The following is a 16,468-nucleotide window of genomic DNA, read 5'->3' as shown; positions in this document are numbered from 1 at the left end:
GCCCGCGGTGGCCGTGACGGCCGGGCCGGCGTCGCGGACGGCCGCCACCCGCTCGTCGGCCCGGGCCAGCAGGGTGGCGTGGTGCGCGGTCGCCGCGCGCACCGCCCGCCCGGCGGTGGTGCGCTGCTCGGCGAGCCACTGCTCGACGGCCGCGAACCGGTCGGTGCCGAAGAGCCGCTCCAGCACGGTGCGCCGGTCGTCGGGCCCGGCCCGCAGGAACGTGGCGAAGTCGCCCTGGGGGAGCAGGACCACGCTGGTGAACTGCCGCACGTCCATGCCGAGCAGCGACGACAGCAGCAGGCCCGCCTCGTCGAGCCGCGACGCGAGCGGCACCCACGCGGAGCCGACCAGCTCGCGCACCCGCACCGACGCCTGCTCGGTCGTGGTGCCGGTGCCCCGCGCCTTGGGCCGCTCCCAGGCGGGGGAGCGCACCACCTCGAGCCGGCGACCGCGCACGGTGAGCTCGACCTCGACGACGGGTGCCACGCCGGTGGCCGCGTGGTCGCTGCGCAGGGCGGTGCCGCGCAGCCCGGCGCGCGCACCCGGCACCGCGCCGTAGAGGGCGAAGCAGACGGCGTCGAGCAGGCTGGTCTTGCCGGCGCCGGTGGGGCCGTGCAGCAGGAACAGGCCGTGCGCCGACAGGGCGTCGAGGTCGACCTCGACGGACCCGGCGAACGGCCCGAACGCCTGGACGCGGACCCGGTGCAGCCTCATGCCCGCACCTCCTCGTGCCGCACGTGCTCGAGCGCCTGGCGCAGCAGCGTGCGCTCGGCGTCGTCGGCGTCGCGGCCGCGGACGTCGGTGAGGAACGAGCAGCAGACCTGCTCGTCGTCGAGGCCCTGCACCCGCTCGGTGTACGAGCGCCGGTCGCGCACCGCGCCCTCGGGCTCGAACGCCAGGTGCACGGTGTGGGGGAACCGGGTGCGCAGCCGCTCCATCGGGGCGGACGGTCGCTGCGCGTCGGTGAGCACCACCTGGCAGAACGCCTGCTCGGCGTGGACGAGCCCGGGGTCGGCGAGCAGGTCGGCCAGCCGCCCGCGCAGCACGACCAGCGGGCGGTGCACCGGCGCCGGCACGGTCTCGACCTCCTCGACGCCGTCGGCGCCGAGGTGCACCAGCAGCGATCCCTTGGTCTGACCGGCCTCCGAGAACGAGTACGGCAGCGGGGAGCCGCTGTACCGCACCGTGCGCGCGAGCCGCTGCGGCCCGTGCAGGTGCCCCAGCGCCGCGTAGGAGAAGTCGTCGAACAGGGTGCGCGAGACGACCCCGACGCCGCCGACCCGGATGTCGCGCTCGCTGTCGCTCGGCGCCGCGCCGGAGACGAAGGCGTGCGCCGCCACGACGCTGCGCGCACCCGGCCGCGCCGCCAGGTCGGCCCGCACCCGCGCCAGCGCCGCCCCGACCACCTGGGGGTGGGTCGGGCGCGTGCCGAGACCCTGCGCGACCAGGGCGGGCTCGAGGTAGGGCAGGGCGTAGACGGCGACCTCGCCGTGGGCGTCGGGCAGCAGCACCGGGCGGTGCGCGTCGGCCGGGTCGGTGCGCAGGTGCAGGCCGGCCGCCTCGGCGCGGCGGGCACCGAAGCCGAGGCGCTGCGGGGAGTCGTGGTTGCCGCTCGACACCACGACCCGGGCGCCGGCGTCGAGGAGCCGGTCGAGGGCGTCGTCGAGCAGCCGGACGGCGTCGACCGGCGGCAGCGCACGGTCGTGCACGTCGCCGGCGACCACCACCGCGTCGACCCGCTCGGAGCGGACCGTGGCGACCAGGTGGTCGAGGAACGCGGCCTGGGCGCCGAGCAGGTCGACACCGTGGAACGACCGGCCCAGGTGCCAGTCGGAGGTGTGCAGCAGGCGCATGGGTCCACGGTAGGAACGGAGTCCGACATCCGGCGGGACGTGTGCGGCGTGGCGGCGGGTGTGGTTGGCTCACGCCGTGGGCGACGAGGTGAGCGGCACCACCTACACGCGCGAGCACCGGCAGCGGTACCGCGAGAAGGTGCAGCTCTGCCTCGACGTGTTCGAGCGGATGCTCGCGACCGGCGCCTTCGAGTCGGGCCGCGCCCTCACCGGCCTCGAGGTCGAGCTCAACCTGGTCGGCGACGACTTCCGGCCGACGATGAAGAACGCCCAGGTGCTCGACCACATCGCCGACGCGAGCTACCAGACCGAGATCGGCGCCTACAACATCGAGCTCAACGTCCCGCCGCGGCCGCTGCCGGGCTCGTCGGCGCTCGAGCTCGAGCAGATCCTGCGGCAGACGCTCAACGCGGCGGCCGGCAAGGCCGGCGACCTCGACGCGCAGATCGTCATGGTCGGCATCCTGCCCACAGTCATGCCCGAGCACTTCACCGGCGCGTGGATGAGCCCGTCCGCGCGGTACTCGGCGCTCAACGACCAGATCTTCACCAGCCGCGGCGAGGACCTGTTCATCGACATCCTCGGGTCGGGGTCCTCGCCCGAGCGTCTTGCCGTCTACTCCGACACCATCGCGCCCGAGTCGGCGTGCACCTCGGTGCAGCTGCACCTGCAGGTCGCGCCGCAGGCGTTCGCCGCGCACTGGAACGCCGCCCAGGTGCTGGTGGCGCCCCAGGTCGCGCTCGCCGCCAACTCGCCGTTCTTCTTCGGCCGCCGGCTGTGGGACGAGACCCGCATCGAGCTGTTCCTGCAGGCCACCGACACGCGTCCGATGGAGCTGAAGAACCAGGGCGTGCGGCCGCGGGTGTTCTTCGGCGAGCGGTGGATCACGTCGATCTTCGACCTGTTCGAGGAGAACGTCCGCTACTTCCCCTCGCTGCTGCCCGAGCTGACGGACGAGGACCCGGTGGCGGTGCTCGAGCAGGGACGCGCCCCACGGCTGCAGGAGCTGCGCCTGCACAACGGCACGGTCTACCGCTGGAACCGACCAATCTACGACGTGGTCGACGGGCGGGCGCACCTGCGGGTCGAGAACCGGGTGCTGCCGGCGGGTCCCACCGTGGTCGACATCATGGCCAACGCGGCCTTCTACTACGGCTGCGTCAAGGTGCTCGCCGAGATGGAGCGCCCGGTCTGGAGCAAGCTCGGCTTCCACACGGCCGAGCAGAACTTCCTGGCCTGCGCGCGCAAGGGTCTCGACGCCACCGTGTACTGGCCGAGCCTGGGCGAGGTCACCGCCGACGAGCTGGTGCTGCGCCGCCTGCTGCCGGTCGCGAACGACGGCCTGGAGGCCTGGGGCGTCGCCGCCCCGGTGCGCGAGCGGTACCTCGGGGTGATCGAGGGCCGCGCCAAGACCGGCCGCAACGGCGCGTGGTGGCAGACCCACGCGGTCGAGCGGCTGCAGGACAAGGGCATGGACCGCCCGACGGCCCTGGCGAAGATGCTCGAGATCTACGTCGACGGGATGCACTCGAACGAGCCGGTGCACACCTGGGAGCTGCCCTGACCCCGCACTGAACTCCGCGGCCACCGGTCGGCCGCTGTCGCCGCCGGGCGGCGCGGGTGGCACGGTAGGACGGTCCGCGCACGACGACCGATCCCGGGAGGGACGCCATGGGCTTCGCCGACAAGGCCAGGAAGGCGCTGGAGGACGCGAAGGAGCAGGCGGGCAAGCTCGCCGCCGAGCACGGCCACAAGGTCGACGGCGTGGTCGACAAGGCGGGCGACGCGCTCGACCGGAAGACCAAGGGCAAGTACGCCGCGCAGGTCGACAAGGCGCAGTCGGCCGCCAAGGGCGCCACCGACAAGCTGGCCGAGGAGCACCGCCGTACGCAGCGCCGGCCGACCGACCCCGCGACGCCGGACCACCCGCAGCGCTGAGCGCCCGGGTCCCGCAGCCCTCGGTCAGCCGTCGGCGAGGCGCGCGGGGAACCCGCCGGTGGCGATCGGCCCCCAGCGGGTCGGCGTGACGCGGATCAGGCTCTTGCCCTGGTCGCGCATCGCCTGCCGGTACTCGTCCCAGTCGGGGTGCTCTCCGCTGATGCAGCGGAAGTAGTCGACCAGCGCGTCCTCGGCCTCGGGCATGTCGAGCACCTCGGCGTCGCCGTCGACCTGCACCCACGCGTCGCCGAAGTCGTCCGACAGCGCGAGCACCGAGGCGGTGCCCGTACGGCGCACGTTGGCGGCCTTCGCGCGCTCGGGGTAGGTCGAGACGACCAGCCGACCCTGCTCGTCGACCCCACCGGTGACGGGAGAGGCCTGAGCGGCGCCGTCCCGGCGGTAGGTGACGAGCACGAAGTGGTGGCGCGGGCGGACGAAGTCGAGCAGCTCGGCGAGCTCGACGGGGGTGTTCGTGGCGACGGTCCTGGGCACGGCACCACGCTACGACCGGGGCCGCGGCACCGCGCGCCGTGCGGCGCGACCGGATCGCGGGACGCGCGTCCCGTCCCTCGGACACGTCGGTAGGCTCCCGCCATGTTCTCCAAGGTGCTGGTCGCCAACCGCGGCGAGATCGCCGTCCGCGCCTTCCGGGCCGCGGTCGAGCTCGGGGCGCGCACGGTCGCGGTGTTCCCGTACGAGGACCGCAACGCCGTCCACCGGATCAAGGCCGACGAGTCGTACCTCATCGGCGAGCGCGGGCACCCGGTGCGCGCCTACCTCGACGTCGACGAGATCGTCCGCGTGGCCCGCGAGTGCGGTGCCGACGCCGTCTACCCGGGGTACGGCTTCCTGTCCGAGAACCCGCGGCTGGCCGAGGCGTGCGAGGCGGCGGGCATCGCCTTCGTCGGGCCGCCGCCGCAGGTGCTGAGCCTGGCCGGCAACAAGGTGCGGGCGCTGGCCGCCGCGCGCGAGGCCGGCATCCCGGTGCTGCGCTCGTCGGCGCCGTCGTCCGACGTCGACGAGCTGCTCGCGGCGGCCGAGGACGTCGGCTTCCCGATCTTCGTCAAGGCAGTCGCCGGCGGCGGGGGTCGCGGCATGCGCCGGGTCGAGCGGCCCGAGGCGCTGCGCGAGTCGCTCGAGACGGCCATGCGCGAGGCCGACAGCGCGTTCGGCGACCCCACGGTCTTCCTGGAGCAGGCGGTCGCGCGCCCGCGGCACGTCGAGGTGCAGGTGCTCGCCGACGCGACGGGCGAGACCGTCCACCTGTACGAGCGCGACTGCTCGGTGCAGCGCCGGCACCAGAAGGTCGTCGAGATCGCGCCGGCCCCGAACCTCGACCCCGCGCTGCGCGACGCGCTCTGCCGCGACGCCGTGGCCTTCGCCCGGACGCTCGGCTACGTGAACGCGGGCACCGTCGAGTTCCTCGTCGAGACCGAGGGCGAGCGCGCCGGCCAGCACGTGTTCATCGAGATGAACCCGCGCATCCAGGTCGAGCACACGGTCACCGAGGAGGTCACCGACGTCGACCTGGTCGCCTCGCAGCTGCGCATCGCGTCCGGCGAGACGCTCGCCGACCTCGGGCTCTCCCAGGACGTCATCCGCGTCAACGGCGCAGCGCTGCAGTGCCGCATCACCACCGAGGACCCCTCGAACGGGTTCCGTCCCGACACCGGGCAGATCACCGCCTACCGGTCTGCGGGCGGCGCGGGCGTCCGGCTCGACGGCGGCACCGCCGCCACCGGCGCCGAGATCAGCGCGCACTTCGACTCGATGCTGGTGAAGCTCACCTGCCGGGGGCGCGACTTCCCGATGGCGGTGCGACGGGCCTCGCGGGCGCTGGCCGAGTTCCGCATCCGCGGCGTCCACACCAACATCCCGTTCCTGCAGGCCGTCCTGGCCGAGGACGCCTTCGCCGCAGGCGATCTCGCGACCTCGTTCATCGACGAGCGCCCGCACCTGCTGGCGGCGCGCGTCGGTGCCGACCGAGGCACGAAGATCCTGCGCTGGCTGGCCGACGTCACGGTCAACAAGCCGCACGGCGAGCGGACCGTCCACGTCGACCCGGCCGAGAAGCTGCCGCCCACCGACCTCGCCGCGCCCCCGCCGGACGGTACCCGCCAGCAGCTGGTGGCGCTGGGGCCGAAGGGCTTCGCCGCCGCCCTGCGCGCGCAGACCGCGGTCGCGGTCACCGACACGACGTTCCGCGACGCCCACCAGTCGCTGCTCGCCACCCGGGTGCGCTCGCGCGACCTGCTGGCCGCCGGCCCGACGGTCGCGCGGCTCACCCCGCAGCTGTGGAGCGTCGAGTGCTGGGGAGGCGCCACCTACGACGTCGCCCTGCGCTTCCTCGGCGAGGACCCGTGGGACCGGCTCGCGCGCCTGCGCGAGGCGATGCCGAACCTCGCCCTGCAGATGCTGCTGCGCGGCCGCAACACGGTGGGGTACACGCCGTACCCCACCGAGGTCACCAGCGCCTTCGTCGCCGAGGCCGCGGCCACCGGCATCGACGTGTTCCGCATCTTCGACGCGCTCAACGACGTCGAGCAGATGCGGCCGGCGGTCGAGGCGGTGCTCGAGACCGGGACGACCGTCGCCGAGGTGGCGCTCTGCTACACCGGTGACCTGAGCGACCCGGGGGAGGACCTCTACACGCTCGACTACTACCTGCGGCTCGCCGAGCAGATCGTCGGCACCGGCGCGCACGTGCTCGCGATCAAGGACATGGCCGGGCTCCTGCGGCCCCAGGCCGCACGCCGCCTCGTCACGGCGCTGCGCGAGCGCTTCGACCTGCCCGTGCACCTGCACACGCACGACACCGCCGGTGGGCAGCTCGCGACGCTGCTCGCGGCGGTCGACTCCGGGGTCGACGCGGTCGACGTCGCCAGCGCCTCGATGGCCGGGACGACGTCGCAGCCGCCGGAGTCCGCGCTGGTCGCGGCGCTCGCCCACACCGAGCGCGACACCGGCCTGTCGCTGCGGGCCGTGATGGACCTCGAGCCGTACTGGGAGGCCGTGCGCCGCGCCTACGCGCCGTTCGAGTCCGGGCTGACCGCGCCCACCGGCCGCGTCTACGACCACGAGATCCCGGGCGGGCAGCTGTCGAACCTGCGCCAGCAGGCGATCGCGCTCGGGCTCGGGGAGAAGTTCGAGCAGATCGAGGCGACGTACGCGGCCGCCGACCGGCTGCTCGGCCGCCTGGTGAAGGTGACGCCGTCGTCGAAGGTGGTGGGCGACCTCGCCCTGCACCTGGTCGCGGCCGGTGCCGACCCCGCCGAGTTCGCCGAGAACCCGAAGGACTTCGACATCCCGGACTCGGTGATCGGCTTCCTCGGCGGCGAGCTCGGCGACCCGCCCGGTGGGTGGCCGGAGCCGTTCCGCACCAAGGCCCTCGCGGGCCGGACGGTGAAGCCGCGCGTCGAGGAGGTGCCGGAGTCCGAGCGCGCCGCGCTCGACGACAGCGGCCCGGTGCGGCGGGCGGCGCTGAACCGGCTGCTGTTCCCCGGCCCGACCGCCGAGCTCGAGAAGGTGCGCGACCAGTACGGCGACGTCTCCGTCATCGACACCCGCGACTACCTCTACGGCCTGCAGCAGGGCGAGGAGCACGTCGTCGACCTGGGCAGGGGCGTCAAGCTCCTGGTCGGCGTCGAGGCGGTCGGCGACGCCGACGAGCGGGGGATGCGGTCGGTGCTGTGCACGCTCAACGGCCAGCTGCGCCCGGTGCAGGTGCGCGACCGCTCGGTGCAGGTCGACGTCAAGGCCGCCGAGAAGGCCGACCCGTCGGTGCCGGGCCAGGTGCCGGCGCCGTTCGCCGGCGTCGTGTCGGTGCAGGTCGCCGAGGGCGACGCCGTCGAGGCCGGCCAGACCGTCGCGACCATCGAGGCGATGAAGATGGAGGCCTCGATCACGACGCCGGTCGCGGGCACCGTCACCCGGCTCGCGCTGTCGAGCGTGCAGCAGGTCGAGGGCGGCGACCTCGTCCTCGTCGTCGGGGAGGGCTGACCCGCGTGGGCTCGGTGTACGAGGTGATCGACGACCGGCTGCGCGACTGGCTCCTCGCCCAGCCGTTGTTCGTGGTCGCCACCGCGCCCTCGCACGGCGGTCACGTCAACGCCTCGCCCAAGGGCATGGCAGGCACCTTCGCGGTGGTCGACCCCACGACGGTCGCCTACCTCGACTACGTGGGGAGCGGCGTCGAGACGATCGCGCACCTGCGCCAGAACGGCCGGATCACGTTGATGTTCAACGCCTTCGAGGGGCCGCCCAAGATCGTGCGGCTGCAGGGCACGGGACGGGTGGTGCAGGTGGGCGACCCGGAGTTCGCCCCGCTGCGGGCGCTGTTCCCGAAGCAGCGCGAGCGCGGTCAGCGGGCCGTCGTCGTGGTGCGCTGCGACCGCATCGCCGACTCGTGCGGCTACTCGGTGCCGCTGATGGACTTCGTCGGCGACCGCGACCTGCTCGACCGGCACCAGGAACGTCGCGACGACGCGTACTACGAGCGCTACCTGGCCGAGAAGAACGCGGCGTCGATCGACGGGCTGCCCGGCCTCGACCTCAGCCGGGCGACACCTCGGGCGTGAGGTTCCAGCGCTGGATCGTGGGCACGTCGTGGTGCTCGTTCAGCTCGCAGACCGACCCGGCGTCGAGCTCGAGGTGCGCCCCGGCGGACGGCGCCAGCCCGAGGTAGGTGGTGGCGAGCACGCGGAGCAGGTGGCCGTGCGCGACCACGGCCACGTCGCCCTCCTCCAGCAGCGGCGTGACCCGGTCGAGCACCCGCCGGCACCGGGCCGCCACGTCCTCGAGGGTCTCGCCCGGGGTGTCGCCGGGGACGACGCCGTCGGCGAAGACCGTCCAGGGCGTGCCGGTGCGCTCCCGGATCTGCGCCGTGGTGAGCCCCTCGTAGCCGCCGTAGTCCCACTCCTGCAGGTCGTCGTCGAGCGCGGTGACCTCGAGCCCGGCCAGCTCGGCCGTCCGCCGGGCGCGCTGGAGCGGGCTGCTCACCACGGCGACGAACCGGCGTCCCTCGAGCAGGGCCGCGATGCCGGCTCCCTGCCGCTCGCCGACCTCGTCGAGGGGGACGTCGGTGCGTCCGGTGTGCCGGCCGGTGTGCGCCCACTCGGTGCGGCCGTGGCGCACCAGCACGAGGTCGTGGTCCATGCCCGGAACGGTATTCGTAGACTCGCGTCCGTGCTCACCCCCGTCGCCGTCGTGCTCGTGGTCGCGGCGTCCGGTCTGGCGTTGTGGTCGATGGTCGCGGCCGTGCGCGGGGTGCGACCCAGCACGGGGCAGCTGGTCGCCGCCGCCGTGCTCGAGGGGGCGCTGCTGCTGCAGACCGTCGCGGGCGTGGTGCTGCTCGCCACGACCGAGCGCGACGTCGACGCGATCACCTTCGTCGGCTACCACCTGACCGCCCTGGCGGTGCTCGTGCTGGGTGTCGGCTGGGGCATCGCCGACCGCAGCCGCTGGGGCAACGGGGTGTTCGCGATCGCGGCGTTCACCGAGGTCGTGCTCGTCCTGCGGCTCGTGCAGATCTGGGCCGGTCGTGGCTGAGCCGACGTCGAGGGGCCCGGGACGCCTGCTCGTCGCCGTCTACGGGGTGTTCGCGATCTCGGCCACGGCGCGGGCCGGCTACCAGCTGGCCACCAAGCTCGGCGAGGCGCCGCTCGCGTACCTGCTGTCGGCCTTCGCCGCCGTGGTCTACGTGGTCGCGACGGTCTCCCTGGCGCGCTCGACCCCCGGTGCGCGGCGGGTCGCCTGGGCTGCGGTGCTGGTCGAGCTCGTCGGCGTGCTGACGGTCGGCACGCTCACGCTGGTCGACGCGGCCGACTTCCCGGAGGCGACCGTCTGGTCGGGGTTCGGCAGCGGCTACGGCTACGTCCCGCTGGTGCTGCCGCTGCTCGGCATCGCCTGGCTCCGCTGGACAGGACGCCGCACTACGCTCGGCGCGTGAGCACCACCAGCGGCCACCTCGACGACGGCACCGTGCACGAGACGCGCGGCCTCGGTGCGCAGGTGCTGCGCTGGCAGCCGCCGGGGCACGACCCCGTCCTGTTCGCCGGCAGCCGCCTGCCCGACGTGCACCCGGCCCACATGGGCGTCCCGGTCGTGCTGCCCTGGTTCGCGAACGGCCCGGACGGCGCCCTGCGCCCGGCGCACGGGTACGCCCGGCAGGCGCGGTGGACGCGCGAGCACCTCACGACGCGCGACGGCTCGGTCGAGCTCGCCTACCTGCTCGACCACGAGACGGCCTCCGGCGTCGACGGTTTCGACCCTGACCGAGGTGTGCTGGACGCACGCCTGGAGGCCTCGTTCGGCGAGGCGCTCGACATCGCGCTCACGGTGACGAACGCCGGCGCCGCCGTCGCCGAGGTCGAGCTCGCGCTGCACACCTACCTGCGGGTCGGCGACGTCGCCCGCGTCCGGCTGCAGGGCCTCGAGGACGCGCCGTACCTCGACAAGACCGCCGACGGCGGTCCCGCCCGGCGTGCCGCCGAGGGTCGTCCGCTCGAGGTGCGGGGCGAGGTCGACCGGGTCTACGACTGCGACCGGCCGGTGCGCGTCGACGACCCCGTGCTCGGCCGCACCCTCACGATCGGCCAGGACGGCGGGGGTCGCACCGTGGTGTGGAACCCGGGCGAGGGCAAGGGCGAGGCGCTGACCGACCTGGCGGCGGGCGAGTGGCGCCAGTTCGTGTGCGTCGAGGCGGCGGCCGTGGGGGAGCGGGCCGTGACGCTCGCGCCGGGCACCTCGCACACCCTGCGCACCCGCATCGAGGTCGTCCGCACCGACGACGCCCCCACCCAGGAGGACTGATGGCCCGCTACCTCGACGTGCACCCCGACGACCCGCAGCCGCGGCTCATCGGGCAGGCGGTGCAGACGGTCCGCGACGGCGGGCTCATCGCCTACCCCACCGACTCCGGCTACGCGCTGGGGTGCGCGCTCGGCAACCAGGCCGGGCGCGACCGCATCGTGGCCATCCGCCGGCTCGACGACAAGCACCACTTCACGTTGCTGTGCCGCGACTTCGCCCAGCTCGGGCAGCTCGTGCACATCGACAACGCGGTGTTCCGCGCCGTGAAGGCGGCCACGCCCGGCTCGTACACCTTCATCCTCCCGGCCACGGCCGAGGTGCCGAAGCGGCTGCTGCACCCGAAGAAGAAGACGGTCGGCGTCCGCATCCCCGACCACCGGGTGGTGCGGGCGCTGCTCGACGAGCTCGGGGAGCCGATGCTGTCGAGCACGCTGATCCTGCCGGACGAGGAGCAGCCGATGACCGAGGGCTGGCTCGTCAAGGACGAGCTCGACGCGGTGCTCGACGTCGTCGTCGACTCGGGCGAGTGCGGCACCCAGCCGACCACGGTCGTCGACTTCTCCTCCGGCGCACCGGAGGTCGTCCGCGTGGGGGCAGGCGACCCGTCGCGGTTCGAGTAGCCGTCAGCCGGACGACCGCACCAGCGTCGACTCGGCGAGCACGTCGCCCGGGCGGTCGAAGGCCGCCGCGAGCCCCAGGGTGTGCGCGAACGGCGCGTCGTCGGCGAAGTCGGCCCGGGCCAGGGTCGGGTGGTCCCGCAGCGCCGACGCCACCTCCGGCCACACCACGTCGGGGAGGCCGAGCCGCACGAGCGCGGGCAGCGTGGCGAGCGACTCGGCGCCCACGACCCGACCCGTCGCCGGCCCCACCTCGACGGCGCGCAGCGTCGGGTGGCCGGCCAGGGGCGACAGGTCGAGCACGTCGGCGTCGAACAGGCGCAGCCGCACCAGCGGCAGCGCCCGCAACCCGCCGAGGTCGAGGTGGCGCCCGCGCAGGACGAGGTCGGCGAGCCGCGGCGCCGCCGCGAGCACGCGGGTGTCGAGGTGGTCGAGGCCGAACACGCCTGCGCCGAGCGCCTGCGGGTCGAGCTGGTCGGCGGTCACGGTGCCGCCGCCGGTGCGCCGCAGGTCGATCGTGACGCGACGGGGCCGGGGTGGCACCTCGGCCCGGCGCCGTGCGACCAGGTCGTCGAACGACCACGCCGCCAGCTCCGGGCCGGAGGAGTAGTCGGACCCGTGCTCGACGACCTGGCCGACCCGGCCGTGCGGACCGGGCACCAGGTCGAGGGCGAGCAGGTTGCCGCCGCCGTCGCGGGCGAACGGGATCCGCGCCGGGTGCGAGGGAGCCGGGACGAGGACGCCCGGCGGGTGCAGCGGCACCTCGTCGTAGGGCGTGAGCGGGTCGGTGCCGAAGGCGCGGTCCTGCCGCCACGCGGTCACGATCTCGGCGAGCGACAGCGGCTCCCACCAGCCGAGCAGACCGCCGCGCGGCTCGTCACCGTCGTCGCCGGGCGCGTCGAGGTCGAGTGGGGCGCCGTCGGTCAGCTCGAGCAGGGCACGCACCGGCTCGGGCAGCGCGAGCCCGAGCTCGCGCTCGGCGGCGGCGACGGCCGCCGGGTCGGCAGGCGCCCCCACGCGGTGGCGGTGGCGCACCTCGGCCCACCGGGACGCCAGGGCGGCGCGGTCGACCGCCAGCGGCGGGAGCGGTTGCGGCAGCTCCGGTTCGGTGAGGGGGCGCACGGACCGAGAGATGCCGGTGAAGGTGCTGAGGGCGGGCGACCAGCAGGCGGTGAGGTGCCACCACCCGTGCGGGGTGGTCTGCAGCTCGACGGAGATCCCCGTGTCGCCGGGCAGCGCGGCGCGCAGGCCGGGCAGGGCGTCGAAGGCGTCGCCGGGGCGTCCCCAGCCACGCTCGGCCCCGACGTGCCGGACCTGCCCGCCCACGACCCCGTCGCTCGCCTGGCCCTTCAGCACGGTCACACCGGGGTGGTCGGCACCCACCGCGCGCACGGAGGCGAGCAGGGGAGCGAGGGCGGCGTCGACGGCGGCGAGGTCGACGTCGGCCGGGACGTGGTCGGGCACGGCACCTCCGGGTGGGGATCGGTGGGACCCAGCCTAGGCAACCGTCCGGGCGCGCCCCGCGGCTGACGGCGTCGTGTGCGGCAGGCTGTCCGGATGCACTTCGTCGGCATCGACCTCGCGTGGGGCGAGCGCAACCCGACCGGCCTGGCGGTCCTCGACCGGGACGGTGCGCTCGTCCACGTCTCGACCGTGCGCACCGACGACCAGGTGGTCGAGGCGCTGGCGCCGTACACGACGGGTCCGTGCCTGGTGGCCGTCGACGCGCCGCTCGTCGTCACCAACAGCACCGGCAACCGTCCGGCCGAGGCCGCGCTGAACGCCGACTTCGCGCGCTTCGACGCCGGGGCGCACCCGTCGAACACGGGCAAGCCCGAGTTCCGCGACGGCACCACGCGCGGCGCCCGGCTGTGCGCGCGGCTCGGTCTCGACATCAACCCGCGCTCGCGCCGCCGGCGCCGCGGCATCGAGGTCTACCCGCACCCGGCGACCGTCGCGCTGTTCCGCCTCGGTCGCACGCTCAAGTACAAGAACAAGCCGGGACGCACCCTCGAGGGCCTGCGCTCGGAGCTGCTCACCCTGATGACGCACCTCGAGGGGCTGTCGGCCGCTGAGCCGGCCCTGCACCTCGGTGACGACGACGGTGCCTGGGCCGCACTGCGGCTCGCGGCCACGACCGCGTCCCGCAAGAGCGGGCTGCGCGAGGTCGAGGACCAGGTCGACGCCGTCGTCGCGGCCTACGTGGCGCTGTTCGCCGAGCGCCGGCCGCAGGACACCACCACCTACGGCGACGGCGAGACCGGGTTCATCGTGACGCCCGCGCTGCCCGAGGGACTCGTGCCGTCGCCGCGGGCACGTCGGTCGCCCCCCGACCACACCGAGGTCGTGCGCGACGCGGTCCGCGCGTACACCGAGCTGCAGCCCGTGCTGGCCGACGCGGCGGAGCAGTGGGTCGGGCTCGTGACGGCCGTCCTCGACGACGCGGGCATCAACTACCTGACGGTCACGGGCCGGGCGAAGTCGGTCGCCTCGTTCGCGGGCAAGGCCGCCCGCACGGTCGACGGCGTGCCCGCCTTCGACGACCCGCTCACCCAGATCACCGACGTGATCGGGCTGCGCGTGATCACCTACGTGCACAGCGACGTCGACGCCGTGGTCGACCTGCTCGGCGACCAGGTGGTCGTGCTCGACGACCGCGACATGGGACGCGAGACCGCCAGCGAGGGTCGCTTCGGGTACGCCAGCCGCCACCTGCTCGTGCGCCTCGACCCCGCGCGGGAGAGCCAGCCCGCGCTGGCGGTCCTGCGGGGCCGGCAGGCGCAGGTGCAGGTGCGCACCGTGCTGCAGCACGCGTGGGCCGAGTTCGAGCACGACATCCGCTACAAGGGCACGATCCCCGACGAGCACGTGCCCGATCTCGACCGACGGTTCACGCTCGCCGCAGGGCTGCTCGAGCTGGCCGACCGCGAGTTCTCGATGATCCGCGACCGGCTGCAGGCGGGCATGACGGGGCAGGCGCCCGCCCCGGTCGACGACGACCCGCGCATCAGCGCCCGCGAGCTCGCTGCGTTCCTGGCCGGGCAGTACGCCGAGGCCGGCTGGTCCCGCACCGACCACTACGCCTGGATCTCGGGCCTGCTGCTCGAGCTCGGTATCGACTCCCTCGTCGAGCTCGGGGCCGTGCTGCGCGACGTCGACGGTGACGCCGTCACCGCGCGGATGGGGTACCGGTACCCGCCCGGCGCCGTGCGCCGGCTCGACGACGCCCTGCTCGCGGCCTTCGGCGAGCGGTACGTCGCGCTGCGCGGCAACGCGCACCGCGAGTCGGCGCTGCGCGCTCGGCTCGAGAAGCTCTCCGGCTGAGGCGTTCCCAGAGCTCGGCTCAGATCAGCGGCACGGCGTGCGCGAGGTCGTCGCCGCGGTCGTCCCCGCGGAACGCGTCGTCCTGAGGACCGGCACCGAGGAACGAGCGGTCGACGTGCCACAGCGTCAGCGACTCCGGGGTGCGGGTCAGCGCCACGCGCCCGTCCGGGGTGAGCGACAGCGCGGCCGACGCGTGCACGTTCGCGGCACCACCCCCGACGCGGTGCCTGGCGCCGGTACCGGGGTCCCAGAGGGTGAGCTGGACGCCCGCCTCGAGCGCCAGGCGCCCGTCGGCCGACAGCGCGAGCGTGCGGGTCAGCGCGGAGCCGTCGCGGGTGCCGGCGACGCGTGCCAGCACCTGGCTGCGCTGCACGTCCCACGACCGCACCGCGCCGTCGGCGTGCACCGCGACCGCGAGCGCCCCGGCCTCGTCGAGGTGGACGGCGGTCACCGGCGAGGTGGTGCCGGGCTCGACCAGCTCACGGCGCCGCCCCGTCGCCGGGTGCAGCACGACGGCCACCGGGCCGTCGCCCCACGCGACGGACGCGCCGTCGTACGACAGCGCGACGCGTGCGCCGGGCACCAGGTCCAGCCGGTCGACCACCGCGGCGGTCGCGACGTCGAGCAGCACCCCGGCGCCGTCGAGCAGGCGGGTGCCCCGCGCCGCCAGGACCGCGACCGTCGGGTCGCCGGTCAGCGGCAGCCGGGTCACCCGCTCACCGCGCCGGGCGTCCAGGACGAGCGCCGACGCACCGTCGTCGGCCAGGCACAGCACGTGGTCGCGGGCGGCGCCGAGCAGGCGCCCGGGCAGCCTCGCCACGACGCCCGACCCGTCGCTGCGGTGCAGCGACGTCGTGCCGTCGGCGTCCTGGACCACGTAGGCGTCGCCGTCGTCGGTGAGCACCGTCGTGGGCACCGGGCCGGGCGGGCGCTGCTGCTCCGCGCGGGCCGCGAACGCCACCGGGACCCGACGCGGGTCGGGGTGCGTCATCCGCAACCTGCGCATCGTGCGGGCGGCGCGGCGCTGGTCCGGCAGCTCCCGCAGCGTCGCCAGCCCGGCGGCGATCGCGTCGGCGTCGCTCGCCCGTGCGGCGTCGTCGATGCGGTCGAGCAGGCGCTGCGCCGTGTCGCGTGCGGTCGCGCGGTCCGGGTGCGGCAGCTGCCAGGGGGCCAGGGCGTCGGTGTGCGGCAGCCCGACGCTCGCGAGCAGGCCGTCGGCGAACCCGAGGTGCAGCACAGGCCGGCCCGTGCCGGCGGCGCCGATCGCCAGCGCGGTGGGGCCGGCGCCCCGCGGCGCGGGCAGGGTGCGCAGGCACCGGGTCGCGGTCCACACCCGCACGGCCAGGTCGGGACCGACCGCGGCGAGCAGGTCACCGCCGGGGGACAGGGCGTAGGGTCCCGGCCCGACGCGGTCGACCGACCACCGGTGCAGCACCCCGCCGGTGCGGGTGGCGCGCGCGCAGAGCGTGCCGTCGGGGTGCTCGGTGAGCAGGTGCTCCCCGTCGGCGGTGGGGACCGTGCGCACGACGTCGTCGACGCGGGCGATCGTCGCGCCGGCGTAGTCCTGCACCCGGGTACCGCCGGCGTCGGGTACGACGACCGCACGGTCCGCCAGCACCGCGACCGCGTCGACGCGGCCCGCGGACAGCTCGACCACCGCCCCCGTGGCCAGCGTCCAGGAGAAGACCCGGCCGTGCGCGGTGCCGACGAGCACCTCGTGCGCGTCGAGCGCGATCGCGGTGACGGCTGCACCCGCGTCGGCCGTGAACGACGGCTCGGGCAGCGGCTCCCGCGCCCGGGCGGGGGGCCGCACGACGACCCGGCCGTCGGCGTAGCCGGCAGCCCAGGCGCCGCCCCAGCGCGCCTCGGTGGCGACCACCGCCGGGCCGGCGGTCGAGCCGGGTGCGGCCTGCCACGGGCCGGAGG

15 protein-coding genes are annotated in these 16,468 nt (G+C 75.1%); 9 read left to right on the top strand and 6 right to left on the bottom strand.

Annotated elements, in window-relative coordinates:
- Together ACYVKY_RS15260 and ACYVKY_RS15255 are read right to left on the bottom strand one after the other, a co-directional pair.
- Positions 1-714 (bottom strand): AAA family ATPase (locus ACYVKY_RS15260; protein ID WP_460435845.1); only part of this gene is annotated, 714 nt, incomplete at its 3' end.
- Positions 711-1,853 (bottom strand): exonuclease SbcCD subunit D, encoded by a 1,143-nt coding sequence (locus tag ACYVKY_RS15255; protein WP_460435844.1) that lies wholly within the window; start codon positions 1,851-1,853, stop codon positions 711-713. The genes ACYVKY_RS15260 and ACYVKY_RS15255, both read right to left, overlap by 4 nt.
- A gap of 76 nt (positions 1,854-1,929) precedes the next feature.
- On the opposite strand from ACYVKY_RS15255, the gene ACYVKY_RS15250 reads away from it, so the two are divergent.
- Both ACYVKY_RS15250 and ACYVKY_RS15245 read left to right on the top strand, forming a co-directional pair.
- Positions 1,930-3,417 (top strand): glutamate-cysteine ligase family protein, encoded by a 1,488-nt coding sequence (locus ACYVKY_RS15250; RefSeq protein WP_460435843.1) that lies wholly within the window; start codon positions 1,930-1,932, stop codon positions 3,415-3,417.
- Positions 3,418-3,524: 107 nt separating this feature from the next.
- Positions 3,525-3,791, top strand: a complete 267-nt coding sequence (locus ACYVKY_RS15245) for an antitoxin (RefSeq protein WP_460435842.1) — start codon at positions 3,525-3,527, stop codon at positions 3,789-3,791.
- A gap of 24 nt (positions 3,792-3,815) precedes the next feature.
- On the opposite strand, the gene ACYVKY_RS15240 is transcribed toward ACYVKY_RS15245, so the two are convergent.
- A complete protein-coding gene (locus ACYVKY_RS15240; RefSeq protein ID WP_460435841.1) occupies positions 3,816-4,283 on the bottom strand; it encodes a PPOX class F420-dependent oxidoreductase in 468 nt (155 codons plus the stop codon).
- A gap of 102 nt (positions 4,284-4,385) precedes the next feature.
- Here ACYVKY_RS15240 and ACYVKY_RS15235 point away from each other — a divergent pair, with 102 nt between their 5' ends.
- Positions 4,386-7,790, top strand: a complete 3,405-nt coding sequence (locus ACYVKY_RS15235) for a pyruvate carboxylase (RefSeq protein WP_460435840.1) — start codon at positions 4,386-4,388, stop codon at positions 7,788-7,790.
- Between the two features lie 5 nt (positions 7,791-7,795).
- Positions 7,796-8,368 carry a pyridoxamine 5'-phosphate oxidase family protein gene (locus ACYVKY_RS15230; protein ID WP_460435839.1) on the top strand — a complete coding sequence of 191 codons (573 nt, stop codon included), beginning with the start codon at positions 7,796-7,798 and terminating at the stop codon, positions 8,366-8,368.
- Here ACYVKY_RS15230 and ACYVKY_RS15225 read toward each other — a convergent pair.
- A complete protein-coding gene (locus tag ACYVKY_RS15225) occupies positions 8,343-8,945 on the bottom strand; it encodes a histidine phosphatase family protein (protein WP_460435838.1) in 603 nt (200 codons plus the stop codon). The genes ACYVKY_RS15230 and ACYVKY_RS15225 overlap by 26 nt on opposite strands.
- Before the next feature lie 30 nt (positions 8,946-8,975).
- On the opposite strand from ACYVKY_RS15225, the gene ACYVKY_RS15220 reads away from it, so the two are divergent.
- From ACYVKY_RS15220 to ACYVKY_RS15205, 4 genes are read left to right on the top strand one after another with little or no spacing between them, the layout of a single operon-like run.
- On the top strand, positions 8,976-9,338 hold the full coding sequence (locus ACYVKY_RS15220; RefSeq protein ID WP_460435837.1) for a hypothetical protein: 363 nt from the start codon (positions 8,976-8,978) through the stop codon (positions 9,336-9,338).
- A complete protein-coding gene (locus tag ACYVKY_RS15215) occupies positions 9,331-9,738 on the top strand; it encodes a hypothetical protein (protein ID WP_460435836.1) in 408 nt (135 codons plus the stop codon). Before ACYVKY_RS15220 ends, ACYVKY_RS15215 begins: the two co-directional genes overlap by 8 nt.
- The gene (locus ACYVKY_RS15210) at positions 9,735-10,601 is read left to right on the top strand and encodes a D-hexose-6-phosphate mutarotase (RefSeq protein ID WP_460435835.1); all 867 of its coding nucleotides are present in this window, start codon (positions 9,735-9,737) and stop codon (positions 10,599-10,601) included. The genes ACYVKY_RS15215 and ACYVKY_RS15210 overlap by 4 nt, the downstream gene beginning before the upstream one ends.
- Positions 10,601-11,221, top strand: a complete 621-nt coding sequence (locus ACYVKY_RS15205; protein WP_460435834.1) for an L-threonylcarbamoyladenylate synthase — start codon at positions 10,601-10,603, stop codon at positions 11,219-11,221. The genes ACYVKY_RS15210 and ACYVKY_RS15205 overlap by 1 nt, the downstream gene beginning before the upstream one ends.
- Positions 11,222-11,224: 3 nt before the next feature.
- Here the strand turns inward: ACYVKY_RS15205 and ACYVKY_RS15200 are convergent, their stop codons facing one another.
- The gene (locus ACYVKY_RS15200) at positions 11,225-12,682 is read right to left on the bottom strand and encodes an SMI1/KNR4 family protein (RefSeq protein WP_460435833.1); all 1,458 of its coding nucleotides are present in this window, start codon (positions 12,680-12,682) and stop codon (positions 11,225-11,227) included.
- A gap of 93 nt (positions 12,683-12,775) precedes the next feature.
- On the opposite strand from ACYVKY_RS15200, the gene ACYVKY_RS15195 reads away from it, so the two are divergent.
- Positions 12,776-14,542: a DUF429 domain-containing protein gene (locus ACYVKY_RS15195; protein WP_460435832.1), complete on the top strand. Its 1,767-nt coding sequence runs from the start codon at positions 12,776-12,778 to the stop codon at positions 14,540-14,542.
- 19 nt (positions 14,543-14,561) lie between these two features.
- Here the strand turns inward: ACYVKY_RS15195 and ACYVKY_RS15190 are convergent.
- Positions 14,562-16,468, bottom strand: a 1,907-nt coding sequence (locus tag ACYVKY_RS15190) for a hypothetical protein (RefSeq protein ID WP_460435831.1), incomplete at its 5' end; no start/stop codon positions are given.

The sequence above is a fragment of the Angustibacter speluncae genome (genome assembly GCF_054777815.1).
This window is presented reverse-complemented; position numbering and strand designations above follow the sequence as displayed.